Genomic DNA, 24,639 nt, shown 5'->3' with positions numbered 1-24,639 from the left:
TATTGGCCAGACCACTACCACGAGCGTAACCACGCTGTTGCAAATCAGCGCCTGAGCGGCAGCAACGATACCTGGAAAAAGAAAGTGGGCTATCACCGACGCTCAGTGGCTGAAACGGCCATGTTCTGGTTCAAAACGCTTCTGGGTGGTCATCTAAGTCTGCGTGACTACGATGCTCAGGTGGGTGAAGCCATGGCGATGGTCAAAGCGCTTAACCGGATCACGCTATTAGGAATGCCGAACAGTATTCGCATCACGTAACAATCGACCCGATGGGGCACAGTCGTTACAAGTTCTGATTTATTCAACAAAGCCGGTTCAACACAAAAAATAGTGCCAGCGATACCAGCAACACAAAGAATACGGGCGGGAAGGACAGGCCAAACAGCACCATCACCGGGAGTGAACTCATCCTCTTTTCCTCTTCATTATTTCAATTGACGAATAAACAATACCGACCGTGTCACCGTAGACACAGGCATGAGGGTTCATTACCAACGACGACACGGGCCTTTCAGCCATCAATGCTAAAAGGCATGAAGGGCATTACACTGATCAAGAGAGATTGCAGGTTGTTTAGTAGAAGCGAACGCAGCCTGTTACCTGATGGAAACAAGTAGCACGAAGCACACCGGTATTCTTCCCGCCCGATTCGTTCGAATGCGGTGTATTATGGATGTTTATTTGCGTTTCATCTACGATGTGTGATCTAAATCACTTTTAAGCCAGAGTGAATAATGGAAAGACTAAAGAGCATGTCGGTCTTTGCGCGCGTAGTGCAGTGTGGCTCGTTTACCGCCGCAGCCCGACAATTGAACATGAGCGTTTCTGCCGTCAGCCAAACGGTGACCCGGCTGGAAGAAGAGCTACAGATCAAGCTGCTCAATCGCAGCACGCGCAGCATTGGGCTTACAGAAGGCGGCAAGATCTACTACCACGGCTGCCGGCGTATGCTGCATGAGGCGCACGAAGCGCACGATCAGCTCTACGCCTTCAACAACACGCCGATCGGCACACTGCGCATTGGCAGTTCCTCCACCATGGCGCAAAATGTGCTGGCGGCCATGACAGCAGAGATGCTGCTAAAATACCCAGGGCTCTCGGTCAATCTGGTCACCGGCATTCCCGCCCCCAACCTGATTGCAGACGGGTTGGATATCGTTATCCGCGTGGGTGCCTTGCAGGACTCCAGCCTGTTTGCCAAACGTCTCGGTTCGATGCCAATGGTGGTGTGCGCCGCCAAACGTTATTTGACCCAGCATGGCACTTCGGAAAAACCGTCAGACGTGGAAAGTTTCTCCTGGTTGGAGTACACCGTGCGTGCAGACAGTGAATTCGAGCTGATCGCCCCAGAGGGCATTTCCACCAAAATAGCACCGCAGGGTCGCTTTGCCACTAACGATCCGCAGACGCTGGTACGCTGGCTCAAAACCGGCGCAGGCATCGCCTATATCCCACTGATGTGGATCATCGACGAGATTGCGCGCGGCGAAGTGGAAATTCTGTTCAGCCGCTATCACTCCGATCCGCGCCCGGTTTACGCGTTGTATACACGCAAGGATAACTTGCCGCTCAAAGTACAACTGTGCATCAACTATATGACGGAATATTTTAAGAACGTTGCTCAAATTTATCAAAGCCATAGAGAAGAAACGTTGGGGAAATAATTATTTTTACACTACGGTATTAACCTGAAAATTAAGTTTAGTATAGATTATCTTCACGTTCACGCTGTTATACTGGCTTTCTTTAACCAAGGGGGCATTTATGACAACAGTATTTAATATTTCAGGGAGTTTGTTTTCAAGAACGATTTCATTGAATGAAATAAAAGAAATAAAAAATGCCAAAAACTCAAGTGAAATAAAAAGATTGTGGGATAAAATTGCAGACTGGTTTTGTGGAACTGATAAAGAAAATGCCAAAAAAGCGTTGTTTGAACTGCTCAATAATGATGATGCCAATATAAAAATAGACGCCTTTAATCAGTTAAAGGCCATGGCATCACCCGCGTTTAAAGATGCATTCACCTACACGACGACAGCGATAAATGATACCGCGTTTACCGTCAATCTGTCTATTGGTGCTTTATTTTCTACGGGTGAGATCTCTACGGCGGGCAAAAGCATCAGTCTGAATGAACACATCAAAACCTTCACTCCAGAATATTTCATCGAACGAGACATTCATCTGGAACAAGTAAAAAAAGACATACCAAGAAGTGAAATGTATTTTTGTCATACCACGACCCATCATGAACGCATTACCGTCGACATGCTGCCACAGATTATTAATAAGATATCAGAAAAACAAAAAGAATCGCTAAATGTTGCACTCTCTCAAATTGGTGTTATCGATATCAAGAACCAAATTAATCAGCATACCAAAGCGATGTCACTGCTCGGCAACCCCAGTAAAAAATTGTTTCTTTCTTTAGAGAATCAGGGAAACATCACCGTTGAAATACATATCATTAATAACCTTGACGCTGAAAAACATCGAGTTTATCAAGAAATTTGCCCTGAATCTAAATATCCCTGTTTATACGCAAAAGCGCAGATTGATATCGACACTAACGGTAACTGCCATATCTCTGACATTACCCTATCACATCCCGGCATTGAGTAGTTACCGTCATGCATTTTCATACTAACATGACGGTGACAAAGCACGGGAACTTATGCCGTACCGCCTACTGTCATACTGTCCAGTTTCAGCGTCGGTTGCCCAACGCCAACGGGCAGGCTTTGGCCCTCTTTACCGCACACGCCAACGCCTTTATCCAATGCCAAATCGTTACCCACCATAGAAATCTGCTGCATGGCTTCGATACCGGACCCAATCAGGGTTGCCCTTTTAACCGGCGTCGTGACTTTGCCATTTTCAATCAGATAGGCTTCGGAGGTTGAGAACACGAACTTGCCGGAGGTAATATCCACCTGGCCACCGCCAAAGTTAGGCGCATATAAACCGTATTCCACGCTGGAAATAATCTCTTCCGGCGTCGATTTACCCGCCAACATGTAGGTATTGGTCATGCGTGGCATCGGCAAATGGGCATAAGACTCGCGGCGACCATTACCAGTCGGCGCTACTCCCATCAAACGCGCATTGAGCTTGTCCTGCATGTAACCTTTCAGCACACCGTTCTCAATCAGCACGTTGTATTGCCCGGCCACGCCTTCGTCATCCATCGCCAGCGAACCGCGGCGTCCTTCCAGCGTACCATCATCCACAACGGTGCACAGTTCAGAGGCAACCAGCTTGCCCATCTGCCCGCTGAACACCGACGTGCCACGGCGGTTAAAATCCCCTTCCAGTCCGTGTCCGACAGCTTCATGCAGCAGCACACCCGGCCAGCCCGCGCCCAGTACCACCGGCATCGTGCCCGCAAGCGCAGCAACAGCGGAAAGGTTGACCAGCGCCATACGCACCGCTTCTTTCGCCCAGGCATCCACCCGCGCTTCTCCGTCCACCACTTGCCAGAAGTAGTCGTAATCCACGCGCGCGCCACCGCCGCTGGCACCGCGTTCACGTTTACCGTCCTGCTCAACCAGCACGCTGATCGACAGGCGCACCAGCGGGCGCACATCGGCTGCCAGCGTGCCGTCGGTTGCCGCCACCAGCACGTGTTCATAGACACCGGTCAGGCTGACGCTCACTTCCTGCACGCGGGCGTCGGCCGCGCGCGCCACGCTGTCTGCGCGTTGCAACAGTGCCAGTTTCTCTTCACGGCTCAGGCTGTCCAGCGGGTTGAGCTGCGGATACAGCGCACGATGAATGTTTTCCCCCAGCGTGCGAACGCGGCCAGTGCCCTGCTCGCGCACGATGCTACGCGCCGCCTGGGCGCTTTGGTGCAGCGCATTGAGCGTGATTTGGTCCGCATAGGCAAACCCGGTTTTTTCCCCGCTTACCGCGCGAATACCGACCCCTTGATCGATATTGTAAGAGCCATCTTTAATGATGCAGTCTTCCAACACCCAGGATTCATGGTAACTGGATTGAAAATAGAGATCGGCATAATCCAGGCGACGTTCATTCAATACCTCTAACACCGAGAACAGGTCTTGCTGGCTCAAGTTGTTAGCAGTGAGTAACTGTTCACTGACAAACGAAAGACTCATATTTTTTCCACTTTAGTTCACATGAAACCGATGAATAAACGGCACGGAGCCATCACTATGCTGGCGTATTAACGCCGCTCCTGCGCCGCATTTTTTTGCGGCTCGCGCAGGACTTCCTTAATCGTAGGCTGATCCAGGCTACCATGAATCTGGTAGCGAATCAGCGAGATTTTGTTCCAGAGCGGTGCCAGCACCTTACTGGCCGCAAACACGGCAGCACCAATCACCGGGTTGACCACAAAGGCGGTAGCCACACCCACCGTGGCTGATATTTCCGGTGCAATCACCGCTTCCATGGCAATTTGGCGGTTAGCCAGATCGACACTGCCCTTCATGGCGATATCGGCTTCCAATCCGTCTACCAGCAGATCGTCGGTATGCAACACGCCGTCTTTAATCCAGGCCGTGCTACGGATGGAATCAAAATAGAAGCCCTTGCCAAAGGTATCGCTAAAATCAAACTGCAATTTGCGCAGTAACGCATCAAAGCTCACCAGGCGCAGCAAGCGCCCCGCTTGACCAGTACCCGCATTGACGATGTCGCCCTTGCCAATACGCGTGTGCAAAATACCGCTCAGGCTCGCCAGATGCGGTGCCCACGGCGAACCACGCCAATAGAGATCATAGTCAACATCAAAGGTTGCTGCGCGCAGCGGCGTATCAATACCAAACCAGTCGGCATTTTGCTCCAGCGTACCGCCCGTCAAACGCCCTTTGAGTGCAGTGCGAACCCCTTCGGCATTCTCCTGCCAGCTGCCGCTGGCAGTCAGCTTGGCTTTGCCGGTATCGATCACACCCTCACTGAGCGTCAGCTTATCTTTTTCTGGTTGCAGCGTCGCCGTGATTTGGCCCAGGTTCTGCCCGGCAATCCAGCATTCCCGGCAGGCAAGCTGCAACGCGGGCCAGTCTTCAAAGCGGATGCTGGGGTCATTGAGCGGTGATTTCTTCTCCGCCAGCGCCACGGGGTTGGTTGCTTCATCCCCTTTCCACTGCTGGTTGTAGTAGAGATAGCGAATATCCGCGCGCCACATGCCGTTCTGTGGGACCGTTAAGTTAGCATCAATCTCACGCCCGGTAGTGTGAATTTCATTACCCTGCGGCGTATTGCGGCTATTGAGTACCACGTCATGCCACTGCTGACCGAGCAGTTGCAGCGCGGGCGTACGCAGCGTCACGCTTTCCGGCACATGGATATTGCTTTGCGCCCCTTTGCGCAAGGCGGTATCGCCACGCAGGGCGGGCAGTAATCCCAACCAACGCTCCGCATCCAGCGCGGGCAGAACCAACACCAGTTCAGACTGTTCCGGCAGCGTGGGAGGCGTTTGTGCCCCCTGCTGCCAGATTGCGCGCGCTAACGTCAGCACATCGCCACGCAATAACCACTGGCTGTTAAACTGTGCCGTTTTTCCCAGACTGCCTGAAAGCGTGAACCCTTTGAGATCCCCTTTGGCGGCAATCTTGAGCGGCACCGTCGTCCCCTGTGCTTTATTGAGCGGCTCAGGTAAGCGAGTGCTTACATTTTTCAGGTCGGCATCAACGCTGACCTCATAGGTCTCAACGCCTTTATAGGGTAGATTCACCGTTACATCGCTACGCCAGGCGGCGGTTCCCGACAGTGCGGTTTGCAATGTTTTTGGCAGACCGGGGAACAGCGCGGGTGCCCATTCACCCTTCAGCCCCACCTTTACCAGAAAGGCTTTTTCCTGCTCTTCGGTGTTGAAACTGAACGTGACGGGCTGCCCTAACCAGTTAGCCGCAATATCATCGCTGTTCAGGGTGCCATTGCGATAATGGAAGCGCCCTTTGAGCTGTTTCAGCGTGCTATTCAGCGGTTTGATATACAGGCTATTGTTACTGAGTTGAATATCGCCACTGGCTTCTACCGCGCCGTGTGCCAAGGGAATATCAAGGTGCAGCGTACCATTGACGTTACCGCCAATTTGCAGTTGCTTTAACGCGCTCCCCACGCTGTCCTTAAGCGGCGTTTGTTCAAAATAGTGTCCGACATCGGGCCCTTCTCCTTGAAGTTCGCCATCGATCAGCAACTTTTCTTTACTGTAGTCAGGAATGGCGGCAAGAATATTTCTGCCGGCGACATTCCCTAACTGCGTTGATGGCGCGGACATCCACAGGCCGTTGTTGGCAAAATTGAGATCGATATCCAACGGTGACAGCGCGGGCCAGCCTGCTTCAAATTCAAAGGTAGCCGCACGTAGCGGCACCCACACTTGAAACTGGCCTTCGTTATGCTCAAAAGGGAAATGCGACGGGTTACCGGCAAAAATCAGCGTGGCGTTGTCGACGTGCCCCCCTTTTAAAGCACGGGTCAGGTAGTTCACCAGTTGCGCACCCATCAGCGGTTCTGGGAAGTAACGCCAGGCTTCAGAAGCATCGGCTAGCCGAATTCCCGCCAGAATATCCAGACGTGGCTCCCTATTCACCGGATGACGGTATTGAAAATCGCCCTGAGCCTGTAGCGCACTTGCCTGTACATTCAGCCCTTTACTCCACACTTCCCAGCCGTCGGCGGCATTGCTCCAGTCTACAGCACCGTTTGCCTGCTGAATCTCGAACGGTGCCCGGAACTGATTACCGCTGGGCAGTACGCTTTGCGGCAACGCAAAGGTGACGCGCCCACGTTCGACGCTACCGCTCAGCGTGCCAGCCAACTTTTCGCCGCCCGGCAACCATTCCCACGCTTTCCAGCGCAGATCGCGCCATGCCGCTTGAAAACGACTTTTTTCCGGTTGTTTTAAAGGAATATCAAGGGCTAGTTGTGTCAGCAGGCCTTCCGGTTGCAGCGCCTCCCAGCGCGTTTTAAGCTCGGGCGTCACCGTGGACAGCAGCGGCAACAAATCACGCAAACGTGCCAGGCTCAGCTCACTGGCACGCACCCGCAGCATATCTTGTTGCTCTGCCGACGACGCGGGTATCCAGCTCGCCGCCAGACTCCCTTTCGGCCAGACAACGCCGTCCGTAGCCAGATTCAAGGCAGGCACGGCAACCTGCCAGCCCTCACCTTCCCGCGTGGCATGCAGTGCCAGTTCGTCTACGCTCAGACGATGGATGTTGTCTCCTTCTTTCCAGGCTGCCGAGCCCTGGGCCAAAAAGACATCGCTGGCAACCAGCGCTCCGCTGCGCATCTGCAACCAGGCTGCAAGATTGAAATTGGCGCTCTCCAGCCCGGTATTATTTTTTAGCCATCGGCTGATCCAGGGCTTCATATCAATATTGTCAGCCTGTAGGTACACCGTGCCGTCATTCAGATGACCCTGAATAGCCTGCAAATCCATGCGTACCTGCACCACGCCGTGCTGCCCATTGAAACTCGACAGGCTGATTTGCCCTTCGGCACGGTGTCGGTTGTTGCGGTTCAACCAGGTCAATTGCGGGATGGCGAGCTCCGCACGATCGCCAGAAGGCGTGAGGAAAGAGAGGCGGCTGTCGCGCAGATCGAACTGCTGGAGGAACAGCGTACTTAGACGATCGGTTTCGATCAAGCTACCGTCGGCCCGTTGCCCGGTCAATGTGGCATCCAGCGTCAGGTGCATGCGGTGGAACATCAGATCGCGAAACTGCCAGCGCGCATGCAGCAATGACTGCCACACATCCAGCGCGAGCGTGATGCGCTCTGCGTGCCAGCGCGCAGCAGGCGACTCGCTCGTCAGGCCATCGATCGAAAGCGTTGGCCCAAAAGAGGCCCAACTGCCAGTAAGGCGTTGCGCGTCAACCGATACGCCCGTTGTCGACGTCACCCACGCCATGATTTGCGGCCGAAAACGATCGAGCTGCGACATCGCTAATCGTAAACCACTGACGATCAGCGCCACGACAACAACAATCGTAGCACCCGTCAGCAGTAGTAGGCCGGGCAGTCGCCTCACACTATTCTCCTTGATCTTCGTCGCAGGCGACGCGGGGAAGTCATTCTGTTCGGTTTATCATCGACATGGGGATTACATCATCACCACATCAAACTGTTCCTGGCTGTACAACGGCTCAATCTGCACCTTGACCTGTTTGCCGACAAAAATTTCCACTTCTGCCAGGGCGTGGGATTCTTCGCTTTTCAATACCTCAGCCACCGCAGGCGATGCGTACACCAGGAAGCGATCGGTGTCATAGGCATGGTGCACCCGCACAATTTCACGCATGATTTCATAGCAAACGGTCTCGACGCTTTTCACCCTGCCGCGACCATGGCAAGTCGGGCACTGATGACACAGCACATGTTCAATGCTCTCACGAGTGCGCTTGCGCGTCATCTCCACTAATCCTAGTTGAGAGAAGCCGTTAATACTAGTTTTAACCCGATCTTTGGCGAGCGCCTGCTCCAGAGAATGCAGCACTCGGCGACGGTGGTCCTCATTACTCATGTCGATGAAATCGATAATGATAATACCACCCAGGTTGCGCAGCCGCAGTTGGCGGGCAATGGCCTGCGTCGCTTCGATATTGGTGTTAAAGATGGTCTCATCCAGATTGCGATGACCGACGAAAGCCCCGGTATTGATGTCTATCGTCGTCATCGCCTCGGTTTGATCGATGATCAGATAGCCACCGGATTTCAGCTCAACCTTTCTGTCCAGCGAGCGCTGAATTTCATTCTCCACGTCATAGAGATCGAAAATCGGTTGGCGTCCGGAGTAATGCTCCAGCTTATTGGTGGTTTCCGGAATATAGTCCGTGGTGAACTCCAGCAGCGCATCATAAGTCAGGCGGGAGTCGATGCGGATGCGATCCAACGCCGCACCGGCAAAATCACGCAGGATACGCTGCGCCAGCGCCACTTCACCGTACAGCTTACATTTGGTCTGGTTACGTTTTTTACGCTCGCTGACTTTGGTCCACAGGCGTTTGAGGAACGCGGCGTCAGAAGAAAGCTCATCTTCCCCAATGCCCTCTGCCGCTGTACGGATAATAAACCCGCCCTGCTCGTCGCAGTATTCACTGACGATTTTCTTCAGGCGTTCACGTTCCACTTCACTTTCAATACGCTGTGAAACCCCAACGTGGGCCGCGCCGGGCATGAAAACCAGATAGCGCGATGGCAGCGTAATATCGGTGGTCAGTCGGGCACCTTTGGTACCGAGCGGGTCTTTCACCACCTGCACCATCAAGTCCTGCCCCTGGCGCACCAGTTCAGCGATATCGCGCACGTGGAAATTTTTCTGTTCTTCCCCGGCCACGCATTCGGTGTGAGGCATGATGTCTGACGCGTGCAAAAACGCCGCTTTATCCAGCCCGATATCCACGAAGGCGGCCTGCATGCCCGGCAATACCCGGCTGACACGGCCTTTATAGATATTGCCCACGATGCCGCGTTTCGCTTCGCGCTCAATGTGGATCTCTTGCAGTATTCCGCCGTCAATGTAGGCAACGCGCGTTTCCGACGACGTCACGTTGACCAGTAACTCAGCTGTCATTTTCTGCTCCTGCCGTTCGTAACGCTATAATCTGATTATACAATTCATGGGTTTCCACCAGCGGCAAACCGACAACCGCGTGGTAACTGCCAGCGATCGCTTTGACGAAACAGCCGCCTTTACCTTGAATGCCGTAGGCTCCCGCTTTATCCATCGGCTCGCCGCTGGCAACGTAGTGGGTAATGTCCTGCGGCGTCAGAGCGCGAAACGTCACGTCGGTCACCACCAGCGCACTGCACTGGGTGCGACGATCGGCCAACGTGACCGCAGTCATCACCTGATGCTGTCGCCCTGAAAGCATCGATAAGATGTGCGCAGCATGGGCTTCGTCGCGCGGTTTTTCCAGTACCTGTCCTTCCAGCACCACGATGGTATCGGCCCCCAACACCGGCAAATCTTGCGGTGCGGCAGCAACCCCTGCCTGCGCTTTATCCTGCGCCAGACGGCGTACATAGACCTCTGCCGTTTCATGTGCTGCCCGCTGCTCGATAACATCAACACGCAACAGTTCAAAAGGGATGTCCAGCAACGTAAGTAGTTCGCGGCGGCGCGGTGAACCCGAGGCCAGATAGAGCGCAGTCATATATCCTCGCTACGTATTCTACTGTAGGCGCTCCGGTTAAGGACTACGCCCTTATTGATTATTGTACTGTGAACTGACGGCGAATTTTGCGCATCAACAGGAATAGCCAGGGCCACAACACGCCATCGACCACACAGTTCCACAAATTTTCCGGCCTGAATGACACATTGCTTACCAGGAACTCCGCCCAGAAGACAATCAGATCCATCACCAGCGAAAGCACCATAACGATCAGGGCTTGTTGCCAGAGCGCCATATTGCGGAACAGTTGAAACTTGAAGGCCACCAGATAGGCGACAATGCTGAGCGCCAGCGCACGCACGCCGAGCGTGGACCCTAAAATAAGATCCATCACCATTCCCAGCACAAAGCCGGTACCAACGTTAACCCGATGCGGTAACGCCATTACCCAATAAATCAGAAACAGTGAGAGCCACGATGGCCGGAAATGATAGAACTGATCCGGCCACGGCATGATTTGCAGCACCATGGCGATCAGGAACGATAACCAGATGATCCAGTTGCCGTGACGGCGATAGCGGTTCATTGGTGTCCTCCCTGTGCTGGCGTAGCAGCAGGCGGCGTATTACGTTGAGGTTGTTGACCTTGAGACGCACTGCGCGCAGGGACGTTTTTCTGCTGTGCATTGCCCTGCGGCGGCGCGGCAGCAGCAGGCGGTGCGGGCGGACCCATTTCATCGGGAGAGGGCAGAACCTGCGGCATCATCTGCATCAAACGTTCATTGGCGACGCGGTGCACTTCTTGCGGCGGCAACCCTTTGCCCGGCACGTCGTCAACGCCCCACAGCAACAGCAGATAGCGTAAACGTTGCAGACCGGCAGTCGGATGCGCCTTGATAACGGTGTAGGCGCGTTGCGTATCCACCTTCACTTCGGAGACAACGCCCACCGGATACCCTTCAGGGAAACGACCACCCAGTCCGGATGTCACCAGCACATCACCGACGCGAATATCGGTGTTGTTGGGCAAATGCTCCAGTTGCAAATCGTCAGTGCAGCCATTACCGGCAGCAATCACGCGGATATCATTGCGCAGCACCTGAATCGGCAACGCATGGGAAACATCGCAGATCAGCAGCACACGGCTGGTCAACTGACCGACCGCGACAACCTGCCCGACTACCCCTTTATCACTGATAACCGGTTGCCCTTCATAGACCCCGTGCGCCGCCCCTTTATCAATCACCACCTGATCGCTATAGGGGTCTGTGCCTGCGGAAATCACCTGGGTCACCATCTTCTGCTCGTCCTGGCGCAGCGGTGACCCCAACAGTTCGCGCAGACGCGCATTTTCCTGTTTCAGTTGGCCGAGCAACAGCAGATCGCTGTTACGCAGTTGCAGTTCCTGGCGTAACGCACGGTTTTCCAGCGCCAGCTGATTTTTGGTCGCCAGCGATTCAGAGACATTATCCAATACTTCACGCGGCCCGTTGGCGAGAAAATAGAACGGGCTGACCGCCGTATCCATATAGGTACGGATCTTGAGAAACGTCCCCAAGCGGCTGTCGGCGATAATGATCGCCATCGCCGTGAAGACGGCAGGAAAAAGTCGCAATTGCAGGGAAGGTCCCCTGCTAAAAATCGGCTTCATAAAGGTTGCGTATTCCTCAACGCGAATAAAGAACGCCCGACACGCTCGAAACGAAAGCTAACATTCGTGTTATTCACCGCCGTCATGCCCGCAGAAACGCAGGGGCAGAGGGGCGTCGGGCGCAGGGAATTACGCTAATGGCGATACCCGTGAAAACGACTCGCCACAGAATAAAAAAAGAGGGGCTACCCTACGGGATGAAAAACAACGCTGTTTCCCCATACGGTTCCCCTTCCTTTTATTTGGCACTCTTACTCTTCGCTGAACAGATCACCGCCGTGCATGTCGATCATTTCCAGCGCTTTACCGCCACCGCGAGCCACGCAGGTCAGCGGATCTTCGGCAACCACGACGGGGATGCCGGTCTCTTCCATCAGCAGGCGATCCAGGTTACGCAGCAGCGCGCCACCACCGGTCAACACCATGCCGCGTTCAGAAATGTCGGAAGCCAGCTCTGGCGGGCACTGTTCCAGCGCAACCATCACCGCGCTCACGATGCCGGTCAACGGCTCCTGCAACGCTTCCAGAATTTCGTTCGAGTTAAGGGTAAAGCCGCGCGGTACGCCCTCAGCCAGGTTACGACCACGCACTTCGATTTCGCGCACTTCATCGCCCGGATACGCAGAACCAATTTCGTGCTTGATGCGTTCCGCCGTCGCTTCACCGATCAGCGAGCCGTAGTTACGGCGCACATAATTGATGATGGCTTCATCGAAGCGGTCACCGCCAATACGCACGGAAGAAGAGTAGACCACACCGTTCAGGGAGATAACCGCCACTTCTGTGGTACCGCCACCGATATCCACCACCATAGAGCCCGTTGCTTCAGAAACCGGCAGTCCAGCACCGATAGCCGCCGCCATCGGTTCTTCAATCAGGAACACTTCGCGCGCCCCGGCCCCTTGCGCAGATTCGCGAATGGCACGACGTTCAACCTGAGTAGCACCGACCGGCACACACACCAGTACGCGCGGGCTCGGACGCATAAAGCTGTTGCTGTGCACTTGTTTGATAAAGTGCTGCAACATTTTCTCGGTCACGAAAAAGTCGGCGATAACACCGTCTTTCATCGGGCGGATGGCTGCGATATTACCCGGAGTACGACCAAGCATCTGTTTGGCTTCATGGCCTACGGCAGCGACGCTCTTAGGCGAACCGGCACGATCCTGACGGATGGCGACCACAGACGGCTCATTCAGTACAATGCCCTGCCCTTTAACATAAATCAGGGTATTGGCGGTACCCAGGTCGATGGACAAGTCGTTGGAAAACATGCCACGAAATTTTTTAAACATCACGAAAGGATAATCCTGCAAACTGGGGGCGAAAAGAAATCCGCCTACTTTACCAACCACACGGTGCAGCGACAAGGCACGACAGCGCTCTGCATCGGTGAAAAATTCCCCTGTGTCATACGCATCACGTTCCCCTGAAAAACCGTCGGGGCGATATTTCTTTGTGCGGTAAAGCGAGTTACCGCTTTTTCACGCAGTCGGATGGCATCAACACAGGACACAAAATCTAACATTTTATCGGCCAGTCCATGCAATAAGCACACACTAACCGATTTATAAACCACGCATTCTACGTCAATTTACCTGCGACATTCACCCTAAACACGATGCCGAGGTGAATATTTTTTCAACTCATCGCTGACAGGGATAGACGCCGCGAAAAAATCGCCCTGACCACCGTAAACACCGCGACTCGATAGCGTATTCCACTCTTCCTGAGTTCTGACGCCTGCGGCAAACACGTTGGCGGAGGTTCCCTTGCAGGCTTCTATCAGGCTTTGTACAAAAAGTTGATTTTCCGTCCTGCGTTCAAAACGGCGCACCAGACCTGGATGCAACTTGATGATTTCCACCTGCAACGTTCTAATATAGGTCGTGCTGACCAAGGTCAGCCCGGCTTGCGTCACCGCCAGCCGACACCCCAACCCCACCAGCGTATTCAGAATAGGACGCAAGCGCTCGATATACTGACACACATCTGACTCAGCAAGTTCAAACAATATGCGTTGACGCTGCTGTTTCGGGCATTGCAATAGCACTTCTTGTAACCAACGCCAGAAAGGACGCTGCAACAGCGAATCCACATTGACTGGCATCGCCAGCGTCTCCTGCGGCCAGGAAGCAGACAACGCGATGATTTGTGTCACCAGCAGCCGATCATAATTGGGCGTCAGCCCCAATTGCTGGACCAGCGGCATATATTCCGCGGCCAGCAGAACCTGATCGCCATCGGTGATACGCGGCATGATTTCCCGATGATGCACCACGCCATCGCGCGTCACCGCCGGTTTTTGGTACAGATGCGGGCCACCTTTTGCCAGAGTCTGTTCCAGCAATGTACGCCATTTCACACTGCCGCGCCCCTTGTCAGGCACCTGCCGGTCAAATACGCACCAGCCGTTTCCTCCCTGCAATACCGCATTGCGCGTAGCATCCTCCACGCTCTCCATCACCTGCTCAGAACTCTGCCCGCTGGCATAGGCACAGATGCCGATATGCAGTACATCCTCACGATCGATAAGCGGTGTGATCGGCAGAATATCCAGCGCTTTGACTAACTGCGCCGCAATAATATCCGCTTCTTTCAGCAACGGTGTGGCAGCAGCACGGCAAAATCACTATTGAAATAGCGCGCCAGCAGCGCAGAGGGATAACGCATGACAAAGGTCGATAGCATATTGACCAGCGTATTGCGGTACTCACGCAGTTCATTGGCATAGCGATGCGTTTCCTGCAAGGTATCGAAATCCGGCAGGCGAATCATCATTACCACGCCGTGGGTGCCGACATTTTCCGCGTCTTCCAACTGCGTGGTGAGTTGGTTATCGAAAAACAGGCGATTACTCAATCCGGTTTCCGCATCCTGGGCGGCAAACGCGCGGATCAGCGTATCCAGTCGGCTGCGTTCCTCGCGTGCGTCGGCAAGATCCGACAGCAACTGATCGAACGCACCGCTGGCGCTATCGGGCCATTCGTGCACCGAACCGCGCGCCACGGATTCGCGTTCACCGCGAAGAATGCGGTTTGCGCGCGTCTCCAACTGTTCGTGCCCTGCCACCTTGCGGCGAAAACGCCGCACGGCAAACACCAGTAGCGCAGGCATGCACGCCATCGCCACCACCATGGCGATAGTGGAGAAAATCCAGCGCGGCGAGCCGAAAAAGGGATCAAGATAGGTAAGGTTGACGCGAAAATCGGCGTTTTGCATCAGCGGCAGTTGCATCACATGGTGCACATAATCGCCTTCTGCGCTCATCAGCTCCGGCAGCCGCAGCGAAAATTGCAGGTTGTGATCGAGGTCTCGGATCTCCAGCAGCACAACCCCCGCCGCCTTCATCATTGAGGGCAGCCAAAAGCGTAACCGTTCAGGAGGTTGTACCAACAGCGCCTGATCGATACTGGTCGCGATAGCGTGAAGCTGGTTATCAACCTGCTGTAGATTATCATCAACAATGGTGACTAACCCTATGATAAACAGCAGGGATATGACGACTATCAGCACCATCGTCATCAATGAAGAAAATTTCGTCATTCGCCCATCCCTGCATCCTCTCGCCGCACGAGGTCACACCCCCGTACCGTATTCACCACTGTTGTTAATACTACCTGTTACAAATATAGACACTAAAGGATTTTCCCAGACTTTTCCTCTCTGGTCACAATCACATCGCGATCGTGACGTGAGCGCAACCGATAACCACCGACAGTTCCCCCTTCAGGCAAGCGGTGCAACACTCTGCAATGAACTCTTTTTTGCTCGTGCCGTCTTATCTTCCATACTTACTGTACGCAGTCGTCGTAACCCGTGGAGCATCATCATGTCTGACTCTCATCGTCAACGCCAACCGAGCGCAGCAGACGTTACCCCTGAGGGGATTTTTCACCAGCGCCGCACCGTGATGAAAGCTCTGGGCATCGCCGCCGCCTCACTGAGCCTGCCGCTTAGCGCACAGGCCGATGTGCTGGACTGGCTCACCGGTGGCAAAAAAAACCGACAGCACCGCCACCCACGCCGCTCACCTTCACACCGGAACCCAATGCCCCAGCGTCACTCACGCTGACGCCCGAGGACAAGGTTACCGGCTATAACAACTTCTATGAATTCGGGCTGGATAAAGCCGCCCCGGCCGCCAATGCCGGCGGGTTGCGCACAGAAGGCTGGAAGATACAAATAGAAGGGGAAATAGCCAGGCCCGTCACGCTGGATATCGATGACATTATCAAGCGCTTTCCGCTGGAAGAGCGCATCTATCGCTTTCGCTGCGTCGAGGCGTGGTCAATGGTGATTCCCTGGGTGGGATTTCCCTTGGCGAAACTGATTCAGTTCGTAGAGCCGACCAGCGCCGCTCGCTATGTTGCCTTTCAAACCCTGCACGATCCCGAACAGATGCCAGGACAGAAAGATCGCTTTCTCGGTGGCGGGCTTGACTATCCTTATGTAGAAGGCTTAACCATGGAAGAGGCGCTACATCCCTTGACTCTGCTGGCGCTGGGGGTTTGCGGCAAAACCTTGCCACCGCAGAACGGCGCCCCCATCCGTCTGGTGACACTGTGGAAATACGGGTTCAAGAATATCAAGTCCATCGTGAAAATCCGTTTTACGCGCGAACGACCGCCCTCAACCTGGAATCTGGCTGCACCGGATGAATATGGTTTTTATGCCAATGTGAACCCGAATGTGACCACCCTCGCTGGTCGCAGGCCAGCGAACGGGTGATTGGCGCAGGTGGATTGCTTAACGTTCAGCGCCAACCGACGCTACTGTTTAATGGCTATGCCGATCAGGTAGCACACCTGTATCGCGACCTGAATCTGCGGGATAATTTCTAAATGCGTCTGACACTCCGCCAGGTGTTCTGGCTGAAAATCGTCTTGCATGCTGCCGCAGGGTTACCGCTGCTGTGGCTGCTTTATGCTATTCAACAAGGGGCGTTGAGCGCCGATCCTGCCAAAGATATCCAGCATTTTACCGGACGAATGGCGCTAAAACTGCTGCTGGCAACGCTGATGGTGACACCGCTGGCGCGCTACGGCAAACAGCCGTTGTTAATCCGCTGCCGCCGCATGCTCGGCCTGTGGTGTTTTGCCTGTGCTACGCTGCATCTGACCAGCTATGCGTTGTTGGAACTCGGGCTCGCCAACCTCGCCTTGTTGGGCCAGGAGTTGATTAACCGCCCTTATCTGACGCTGGGCGCGCTCAGTTGGTTGCTGCTGCTAGCCTTGGCGGTAACCTCATTTCAGGCGGCACAACGTACGCTTGGCAGTAACTGGCAGCGCTTACACAACCTTATCTATGTCATCGCGGTGCTCGCGCCCATTCATTATTTGTGGTCGGTAAAAATCTTATCGCCGCAACCGATGATCTATGGGCTAAGTGCGCTGATCTTGTTAGCTCTGCGTTACAAAAAGTTCCGCCAGTGGTGGCGTTAATGCCGGGAAAGCGACTGTAGCGCAATGCCACGCGCGGCGGGGGCGTCAAAGCTATTTGCGGAGATAAGACCAGTATTTAGCTGCTAATTGCCACGATATGGTTATAATGCCCGACCTTATCGCCCGGTGAACAATTTACGTTGCCAAAAGGTGACAAACGATGTGCTTCGCGCTATGTTGTGCGACACGTTTTTCTACAAACTGGGTGTATCGCGGGAGATAGCGGCACAATGGCAGAGAGATTTCACATTTTGCTTTTGAACGGTCCCAACCTGAATCTGCTGGGAACCCGTGAGCCAGAGAAGTACAGCAGCATTACGCTTGCAGAGATCGTCAGCGGTCTGGAACATCAGGCGCAGGCGCTCAATGTACACTTCTCCCATGTCCAATCCAATGCTGAGCACGTGCTGATTGATACTATTCATCAGGCACGCGGCAATACGGATTTTATTTTAATTAACCCGGCGGCATTTACCCACACCAGCGTTGCATTACGTGATGCGCTACTGGCCGTGGAAATTCCGTTTATTGAGGTCCATCTGAGCAACGTGCACGCTCGCGAGCCGTTCCGTCATCACTCTTACCTGTCCGATGTGGCGGTGGGTGTGATTTGCGGCCTAGGCGCGGATGGATATGGCTATGCGTTACAGACAGCGGTAAAGCGCCTGTCCACGTCAAACTAAATAAACCCATTTCAACAAATGAGTACGGAACCACATCCATGGATATTCGTAAAATCAAGAAACTGATCGAACTGGTTGAAGAATCCGGCATCGCCGAACTGGAAATTTCAGAAGGTGAAGAATCAGTACGTATCAGTCGTGCCCCTGCTGCACCGAGCTACCCGATGATGCAGCAAGCCTATGCGCCCATGATGCAGCAACCGGCCCCTGCGCTGGCAACCGCCGTGGCCCCGGCCCCGGAAGCAACTGTTGCCGCTGCGCCTGCGGCCGTTAGCGGTCACACCGTGCGTTCTCCCATGGTCGGTACGTTCTACCGTACCCCAAGCCCGGATGCCAAGGCATTCGTTGAAGTGGGGCAACATGTTAACGTCAGCGATACCTTGTGCATCGTTGAAGCCATGAAAATGATGAACCAAATCGAAGCCGATAAAGCAGGCGTGGTGAAAGCCGTGCTGGTTGAAAACGGCCAACCGGTTGAGTTTGATGAGCCTTTGGTTGTCATCGAATAACGAGGCTTACCATGCTAGATAAAATCGTTATCGCGAACCGCGGAGAGATTGCGCTGCGTATTTTGCGCGCCTGTAAAGAACTGGGCATCAAAACCGTTGCCGTTCACTCCAGCGCCGACCGCGATCTGAAACACGTGCTGCTAGCCGACGAGACCGTGTGTATCGGCCCGGCTCCGTCGACCAAAAGCTACCTGAACATCCCGGCGATCATTTCCGCCGCGGAAATCACCGGTGCCGTGGCCATTCACCCCGGCTACGGTTTTTTGTCCGAAAATGCGGATTTTGCCGAGCAGGTCGAGCGTTCTGGCTTTATCTTCATTGGCCCACGCGCAGACACCATCCGCCTGATGGGTGACAAAGTCTCTGCCATTTCTGCCATGAAGAAAGCGGGCGTACCGTGCATGCCGGGTTCTGACGGCCCTCTGGGCGACGACATGGACAAGAACCGCGCCTTTGGCAAACGCATCGGCTACCCGGTGATTATCAAAGCCTCTGGCGGCGGCGGCGGTCGCGGCATGCGCGTGGTGCGCAGCAAGAAAGATCTGGAACAATCCATCCTCATGACTCGTGCGGAAGCGAAAGCCGCTTTCAATAACGACATGGTGTATATGGAAAAATACCTGGAAAATCCGCGTCACGTGGAAATTCAGGTATTGGCTGACGGTCAGGGCAACGCCATCTATTTGGCGGAACGCGACTGCTCCATGCAGCGTCGTCACCAGAAAGTGGTGGAAGAAGCGCCTGCACCGGGCATCACGGCAGATTTGCGTCGCTACATCGGCGATCGCTGCGCTAAAGCCTGTGTGGATATCGGCTATCGCGGTGCCGGTACGTTTGAATTCCTGTTTGAAAACGGTGAGTTCTACTTTATCGAGATGAACACCCGTATTCAGGTTGAGCATCCGGTAACGGAGATGATCACTGGCGTCGATCTGATCAAAGAGCAGCTGCGCATCGCTGCTGGTCAACCGTTGTCGATCAAACAGGAAGAGGTCAACGTGCGCGGTCATGCGGTGGAATGCCGTATCAACGCCGAAGATCCCAACACCTTCCTGCCAAGTCCGGGCAAGATCACCCGTTTCCACGCACCGGGCGGTTTTGGCGTACGCTGGGAATCGCACATTTACGCCGGCTATACCGTGCCGCCGTACTACGATTCCATGATCGGCAAGTTGATCACTTACGGTGAAAGCCGCGATATCGCGATTTCCCGAATGAAAAACGCCTTGGCGGAACTGATCATTGATGGTATTAAAACCAACATTGAGTTGCAGTTGAAGATTATGAACGACGAGAACTTCCAGCACGGTGGAACCAATATCCACTATCTGGAGAAAAAGCTCGGTCTGCAATAATCTGCATCGTACAAGCGTATAAAGGCCAGCCATGCTGGCCTTTTTGCTTGTTGGTACCGCTTTACAGGGAAAAACCATGGACAAACGCTTCCCCCAAGCGCACAAAGAGGCGCGATGGGCACTGTTCCTGACGCTATTTTACCTCGTAGGCCGGATAGTCACCGCCTACGTGCCTGACAACACCGCCAGGTTGACCGTGCTGCCGCGCTGGTTTGAGTTCTCCTGCCTGCTGCTGCCGCTGGTGTTTATCGTGCTGTGCTGGCTGATGACGCACCTGGTATTTCGCGATATTCCGTTAGGAGACGACGATGCACAATGATGTGATTCTGCCGCTGGTCGTCTACCTGATGCTGGTGTTTGGGTTGTCGATTTACGCCTATCTGCGCCGCCGCGAGGGCAATTTTCTCAACGAGTACTTCCTTGGTAGCCGCTCAATGGGCGGGTTTGTGCTCGCTATGACGCTGATTGGCACCTATGTCAGCGCCAGTTCGTTTATCGGTGGGCCAGGTGCCGCCTATAAATACGGTCTGGGCTGGGTACTATTGGCGGTGATCCAGGTGCCAACCATGCTGCTTTCTCTCGGCATTCTCGGGAAAAAATTCGCCATTCTGGCACGACGCTACAACGCCATTACGCTGAACGATATGCTGTATGCACGTTATGGCAGTCGCCTGCTGGTATGGTTTGCCAGCCTGAGCCTACTGGTGGCCTTTATCGGGGCGATGGCGGTGCAGTTTATCGGTGGCGCTCGCCTGCTGGAAACTGCCGCTAACGTGCCCTACGACATTGGCTTGCTGATTTTCGGCGTCACGATAGCGCTTTACACCACCTTCGGCGGTTTTCGCGCCAGCGTGCTCAATGATGCGATGCAGGGCGTGGTGATGCTGATCGGCACGGTATTGCTACTGGTGGCGATTATCTCTGCCGCTGGCGGACTGGGCAGCGCGGTAGAAACGCTGCGTCAGATTGATCCGGCCTTGGTAGACCCGCACGGCAGCGGCCAGACGCTCACCTTCCCTTTTATGGCCTCATTCTGGGTATTGGTGTGCTTCGGCGTCATCGGCCTGCCTAACACCGCCGTACGCTGCATCTCTTACAAAGATAGCAAAGCGCTGCATCGCGGCATCATTATTGGCACCATCGTCATCACCGTGCTGATGCTGGGTATGCATCTGGCCGGCGCGCTGGGACGCGCTATCATGCCTAACCTGACCATTCCCGATCAGGTGCTGCCGGAACTGATGGTGAAAGTGCTGCCGCCGCTGGCAGCGGGCATCTTCCTCGCCGCGCCCATGTCCGCCATTATGGCCAACATCAATGCACACCTGCTGCAAGCGTCTGCCACCATCATCAAAGATCTGTATCTGAGCGTAAAACCGCACCAGGCACAGAATGAACGCCATATCAAATGGCTCTCCAGCGCCACCACGCTGCTGCTCGGCGTGCTGACGCTGCTGGCCTCCTGGCGACCGCCTGAAATGATTATCTGGCTCAATCTGCTGGCGTTTGGCGGCCTGGAAGCGGTATTCCTGTGGCCACTGGTGCTCGGGCTTTATTGGGAACGCGCCAATGCGACCGGCGCGCTCAGCGCCATGATGGTTGGTGCCTTATGCTATACCCTACTTGCCACCTTTAAGCTGAATCTGGCGGGCTTTCATCCGATTGTCCCCGCCCTTTCGTTCAGCCTGCTGGCATTTCTTATTGGTAACCGTTTTGGCAGCAACCCTGCACCAAACGCTGCCGCAACACCTTCACATTAACGGGAACAGAGGCTGCTATGCCGTTGATTCAACTCAAAATCAATACGACGGGCGCGCAGGCTGAACAACTGGGCGATGCGCTTATCGAGAGCGGTGCGGTGTCCGTCACCTTTCAGGACACCCACGACACGCCAGTATTTGAGCCGCTGCCGGGTGAAACTCGTTTATGGGGCGATACCGACGTGATTGGGCTGTACGACGCCGAAACCGAGATGCCGGACGTAATTGCCCAACTGGAACAAGAACCGCTGCTGGGTGCTGGTTTTCGCCATAAAATCGAGCAGTTGGAAGACAAGGACTGGGAACGGGAGTGGATGGATAACTTTCACCCGATGCAGTTTGGCAAACGCCTGTGGATCTGCCCGAGCTGGCGTGACATCCCTGACCCGAATGCCGTTAACGTGATGCTGGATCCCGGTCTGGCCTTTGGTACCGGCACGCATCCTACCACCTCCCTGTGCCTGCAATGGCTCGACGGTTTGGATCTGGCAGGCAAAACGGTTATCGATTTTGGCTGTGGTTCCGGTATTCTGGCAATCGCCGCGCTGAAACTGGGTGCCGCACAGGCGATTGGCATCGATATCGATCCTCAGGCCATTCAAGCCAGCCGCGATAACGCACAGCGTAACGGCGTCTCAGAGCGTTTGGCGCTCTATCTGCCGAAAGACCAGCCCAATGACCTCTCTGCCGACATCGTGGTTGCCAATATCCTTGCAGGCCCACTGCGCGAGCTGGCACCGCTGATTAGCACACTGCCCAAGGCGGGAGGGCATTTAGGATTATCAGGCATTCTGGCTTCACAGGCAGAAAACGTGGCAGCAGCTTACACCGACCTGTTCGAACTCGACCCGACCGTTGAGAAAGAAGAGTGGTGCCGCATTACGGGCGTCAAGCGCTAAGCGTTATGGCGAGTGCCCTTAGCCGTTTCACGGTGGTTGGCGGCACTCGTCAGGCCTTGAGATAAAGCCATTGCGCGATAAACCACCCGTTGTTGCGCATGAAAACGCCAGCGAGCGCGGCCTGTCCATGCATTTGTGAACTGTTGCGCAGAAATGTTTGATCGTGCAATGGTTGGACCAATGCGTGATTTTTCTTATAACATGCTGTAATAAAAAGACAATTATAAAATTTAATTGCGTGAAGACACATTTTCTTGATCTGTTCCGCTCAATTGCTCAAAGTTTGGCCTTTCATCTGGCGTAAAAAATGCGTAATATATGCGCCCTTGCAGACACAGTATGGTCACTCCTTGTCTATGCACATTGGACAATTTCAGCTAGCTAGTCGATTGATCGCCTCCCCCATGGCTGGCGTCAGCGATCGCCCTTTCAGGACGCTCTGTCATGACATGGGGGCTGGGATGACGGTCTCCAAAATGCTCTCCTCCAATCCGGAGGTGTGGCGTTCGGATAAGTCGCGTCTGCGCATGGTACACAGCGATGAACCTGGGATCCGCGCCGTGCAGATTGCCGGAAGCGACCCTGATGAGATGGCTGCGGCAGCCAGAATCAACACCGATTTCGGCGCGCAAATCATTGATATCAACATGGGGTGTCCTGCAAAGAAGGTAAACCGCAAGATGGCGGGTTCTGCGCTGTTGCAGTATCCGGATTTGGTAAAACAAATCCTCTCCGCCGTGGTTAAGGCGGTGGACGTACCGGTCACGCTGAAAATTCGTACTGGCTGGGCACCGGAGCACCGTAACTGTGTAGACATTGCCAGACTGGCCGAAGCCTGTAGTATCCAGGCGCTTACCGTACATGGCCGCACGCGTGCATGCCTGTTCAACGGTGAGGCAGAATACGACAGCATTCGGGCGAGCAGGCCGTTTCCATTCCCGTTATCGCGAATGGCGACATTACAAGCCCGCATAAAGCCAGAGCGGTTCTTGATTACACCGGGGCAGATGCCCTGATGATAGGACGGGCTGCTCAGGGAAGACCCTGGATCTTTCGGGAAATCCAGCATTATCTGGACACGGGGGAGCAACTGGCACCGATGCCGTTGGCAGAAGTGAAGCGTTTGCTCTTCAAGCACATACGGGAATTGCACGACTTTTATGGTCCGGGCAAGGGATTCCGTATTGCTCGTAAGTACGTCTCCTGGTATCTCCAGGAGAACGCCCCCAATGACCAGTTTAGGCGCACATTCAACGCCATTGAGGATGCCAGCGAACAGCTGGAGGCGTTGGAGGCATATTTTGAAAATCTTGCGTAAACAGAAAAAGAGCTGACAGAACTATGTTCGAACAACGCGTGAATTCTGACGTACTGACCGTTTCTACCGTAAACTCTCAGGCTCAGGTAACCCAAAAACCCCTGCGCGACTCGGTTAAACAGGCACTGAAGAACTATTTCGCTCAACTTAACGGTCAGGATGTGAATGACCTGTATGAGCTGGTATTGGCTGAAGTTGAACAGCCACTGTTGGACATGGTGATGCAGTACACCCGTGGTAACCAGACCCGCGCGGCCCTGATGATGGGTATCAACCGCGGTACGCTGCGCAAGAAATTGAAAAAATACGGCATGAATTAATCAAAACTCATAACCTATTGTTTTTAAAGAACGCTTGTCAGAAATGACAGGCGTTCTTTAAAATGTTTATACATGGAGTGTTGAACAACAAAAGCACAAAAACAAAAAAGGCCGCATGAGCGACCTTAATGTTTGTGCTATTGCACTTATCTGCCTCTGCGTCCTGCTATCGCCACGCTTAGACTTCCACCCTGCCTCATTTCTTTCTGTAGCAAGGATTTGAATCGCTGATCGACAAACTGACCTATTTCACGTCCAAACTGTTCATAGCCTGGTGTCGATGTTTGGGTTACTCGCCCGTCGCTGGAAATATTTACGGTCACTTGAGGAGCACCACCGCCCAACGCTGAAACATCCGGCATAATCGCCCTTACGCCCAACGAACCATTTGCAGCACGAGTGAGCGGCATGATCGCTTCTGGCCCCGCCTCCCCGAATACGCCTGCACCTTTAGCGAACGCGAATAGCTGTGGTGTGCTGTATACCCGTCATTCCGCACCTACTTTAAGAATAAATTCGACGGTATCGCTCGCCGAGAACATCAACGATGGTCTTGTGAACAGAATTGAGGTTGGATACTTGTGGTGGTCTGTCACCAATACTGAAC

At 54.1% G+C, this 24,639-nt stretch carries 18 protein-coding genes and 5 pseudogenes; 13 read left to right on the top strand and 10 right to left on the bottom strand.

Annotated features, from left to right (window positions below):
- Positions 1-261, top strand: a pseudogene (locus tag ACTBDZ_RS05590) (IS5/IS1182 family transposase); the annotation flags it as partial.
- 49 nt (positions 262-310) lie between these two features.
- Here ACTBDZ_RS05590 and ACTBDZ_RS05585 read toward each other — a convergent pair.
- Positions 311-412, bottom strand: a pseudogene (locus ACTBDZ_RS05585) (p-hydroxybenzoic acid efflux pump operon protein AaeX); the annotation flags it as partial.
- Between the two features lie 325 nt (positions 413-737).
- On the opposite strand from ACTBDZ_RS05585, the gene aaeR reads away from it, so the two are divergent.
- Both aaeR and ACTBDZ_RS05575 read left to right on the top strand, forming a co-directional pair.
- Positions 738-1,667 carry an HTH-type transcriptional activator AaeR gene (gene aaeR / locus ACTBDZ_RS05580; protein ID WP_438814569.1) on the top strand — a complete coding sequence of 310 codons (930 nt, stop codon included), beginning with the start codon at positions 738-740 and terminating at the stop codon, positions 1,665-1,667.
- Positions 1,668-1,767: 100 nt separating this feature from the next.
- The gene (locus ACTBDZ_RS05575) at positions 1,768-2,628 is read left to right on the top strand and encodes a hypothetical protein (RefSeq protein ID WP_438814568.1); all 861 of its coding nucleotides are present in this window, start codon (positions 1,768-1,770) and stop codon (positions 2,626-2,628) included.
- A 50-nt stretch (positions 2,629-2,678) separates the two neighbouring features.
- On the opposite strand, the gene tldD is transcribed toward ACTBDZ_RS05575, so the two are convergent.
- From tldD to csrD, 9 genes and pseudogenes are all read right to left on the bottom strand, one after another.
- Positions 2,679-4,124, bottom strand: a complete 1,446-nt coding sequence (gene tldD / locus ACTBDZ_RS05570) for a metalloprotease TldD (protein ID WP_438814567.1) — start codon at positions 4,122-4,124, stop codon at positions 2,679-2,681.
- Between the two features lie 68 nt (positions 4,125-4,192).
- Entirely contained in the window at positions 4,193-8,008 is a 3,816-nt protein-coding gene (gene yhdP / locus ACTBDZ_RS05565; protein ID WP_438814566.1) for an AsmA2 domain-containing protein YhdP, read from the bottom strand.
- Between the two features lie 72 nt (positions 8,009-8,080).
- Positions 8,081-9,550, bottom strand: a complete 1,470-nt coding sequence (gene rng / locus ACTBDZ_RS05560) for a ribonuclease G (RefSeq protein WP_438814565.1) — start codon at positions 9,548-9,550, stop codon at positions 8,081-8,083.
- Positions 9,540-10,133, bottom strand: coding sequence for a Maf family protein (locus ACTBDZ_RS05555; protein WP_438814564.1), 594 nt, complete (start codon positions 10,131-10,133; stop codon positions 9,540-9,542). The genes rng and ACTBDZ_RS05555 overlap by 11 nt, the downstream gene beginning before the upstream one ends.
- 58 nt (positions 10,134-10,191) lie before the next feature.
- Positions 10,192-10,680, bottom strand: a complete 489-nt coding sequence (mreD, locus tag ACTBDZ_RS05550; protein WP_196908447.1) for a rod shape-determining protein MreD — start codon at positions 10,678-10,680, stop codon at positions 10,192-10,194.
- Entirely contained in the window at positions 10,677-11,744 is a 1,068-nt protein-coding gene (mreC, locus tag ACTBDZ_RS05545; RefSeq protein ID WP_438814563.1) for a rod shape-determining protein MreC, read from the bottom strand. The genes mreD and mreC overlap by 4 nt, the downstream gene beginning before the upstream one ends.
- 251 nt (positions 11,745-11,995) lie before the next feature.
- Positions 11,996-13,039, bottom strand: coding sequence for a rod shape-determining protein MreB (gene mreB / locus ACTBDZ_RS05540; RefSeq protein ID WP_004385136.1), 1,044 nt, complete (start codon positions 13,037-13,039; stop codon positions 11,996-11,998).
- A gap of 44 nt (positions 13,040-13,083) precedes the next feature.
- Positions 13,084-13,272 carry a hypothetical protein gene (locus tag ACTBDZ_RS05535; protein WP_438814562.1) on the bottom strand — a complete coding sequence of 63 codons (189 nt, stop codon included), beginning with the start codon at positions 13,270-13,272 and terminating at the stop codon, positions 13,084-13,086.
- Between the two features lie 84 nt (positions 13,273-13,356).
- A pseudogene (csrD, locus tag ACTBDZ_RS05530) lies at positions 13,357-15,290 on the bottom strand (RNase E specificity factor CsrD).
- A gap of 286 nt (positions 15,291-15,576) precedes the next feature.
- Between csrD and msrP the strand changes: the two are divergent.
- The 10 genes and pseudogenes from msrP (at position 15,577) to fis (ending at position 24,032) form a co-directional block, all read left to right on the top strand.
- Positions 15,577-16,588 (top strand): annotated as a pseudogene (gene msrP, locus ACTBDZ_RS05525) (protein-methionine-sulfoxide reductase catalytic subunit MsrP).
- Positions 16,589-17,188 (top strand): protein-methionine-sulfoxide reductase heme-binding subunit MsrQ, encoded by a 600-nt coding sequence (gene msrQ / locus ACTBDZ_RS05520; RefSeq protein ID WP_438814561.1) that lies wholly within the window; start codon positions 16,589-16,591, stop codon positions 17,186-17,188.
- Positions 17,189-17,418: 230 nt separating this feature from the next.
- Positions 17,419-17,871 carry a type II 3-dehydroquinate dehydratase gene (gene aroQ / locus ACTBDZ_RS05515; protein ID WP_438814560.1) on the top strand — a complete coding sequence of 151 codons (453 nt, stop codon included), beginning with the start codon at positions 17,419-17,421 and terminating at the stop codon, positions 17,869-17,871.
- A gap of 38 nt (positions 17,872-17,909) precedes the next feature.
- Positions 17,910-18,380, top strand: a complete 471-nt coding sequence (gene accB, locus ACTBDZ_RS05510) for an acetyl-CoA carboxylase biotin carboxyl carrier protein (RefSeq protein ID WP_438814559.1) — start codon at positions 17,910-17,912, stop codon at positions 18,378-18,380.
- 11 nt (positions 18,381-18,391) lie between these two features.
- On the top strand, positions 18,392-19,735 hold the full coding sequence (gene accC / locus ACTBDZ_RS05505) for an acetyl-CoA carboxylase biotin carboxylase subunit (protein WP_438814558.1): 1,344 nt from the start codon (positions 18,392-18,394) through the stop codon (positions 19,733-19,735).
- Positions 19,736-19,811: 76 nt separating this feature from the next.
- On the top strand, positions 19,812-20,054 hold the full coding sequence (locus ACTBDZ_RS05500; protein ID WP_438814557.1) for a YhdT family protein: 243 nt from the start codon (positions 19,812-19,814) through the stop codon (positions 20,052-20,054).
- Positions 20,044-21,495, top strand: a complete 1,452-nt coding sequence (gene panF / locus ACTBDZ_RS05495; protein WP_438814556.1) for a sodium/pantothenate symporter — start codon at positions 20,044-20,046, stop codon at positions 21,493-21,495. Before ACTBDZ_RS05500 ends, panF begins: the two co-directional genes overlap by 11 nt.
- Before the next feature lie 17 nt (positions 21,496-21,512).
- A complete protein-coding gene (prmA, locus tag ACTBDZ_RS05490; RefSeq protein WP_438814555.1) occupies positions 21,513-22,394 on the top strand; it encodes a 50S ribosomal protein L11 methyltransferase in 882 nt (293 codons plus the stop codon).
- Between the two features lie 356 nt (positions 22,395-22,750).
- Positions 22,751-23,712: pseudogene (gene dusB / locus ACTBDZ_RS05485) on the top strand (tRNA dihydrouridine synthase DusB).
- 23 nt (positions 23,713-23,735) lie between these two features.
- Positions 23,736-24,032, top strand: a complete 297-nt coding sequence (gene fis / locus ACTBDZ_RS05480; RefSeq protein ID WP_012883002.1) for a DNA-binding transcriptional regulator Fis — start codon at positions 23,736-23,738, stop codon at positions 24,030-24,032.
- The last annotated feature ends 607 nt before the right edge of the window (positions 24,033-24,639 follow it).

It is taken from the genome of Symbiopectobacterium sp., from assembly GCF_051710365.1.
Classification (GTDB): domain Bacteria; phylum Pseudomonadota; class Gammaproteobacteria; order Enterobacterales; family Enterobacteriaceae; genus Symbiopectobacterium.
Note: the sequence above shows the minus strand (reverse complement) of the source record. Positions and strands in the feature narration are given on the sequence as shown.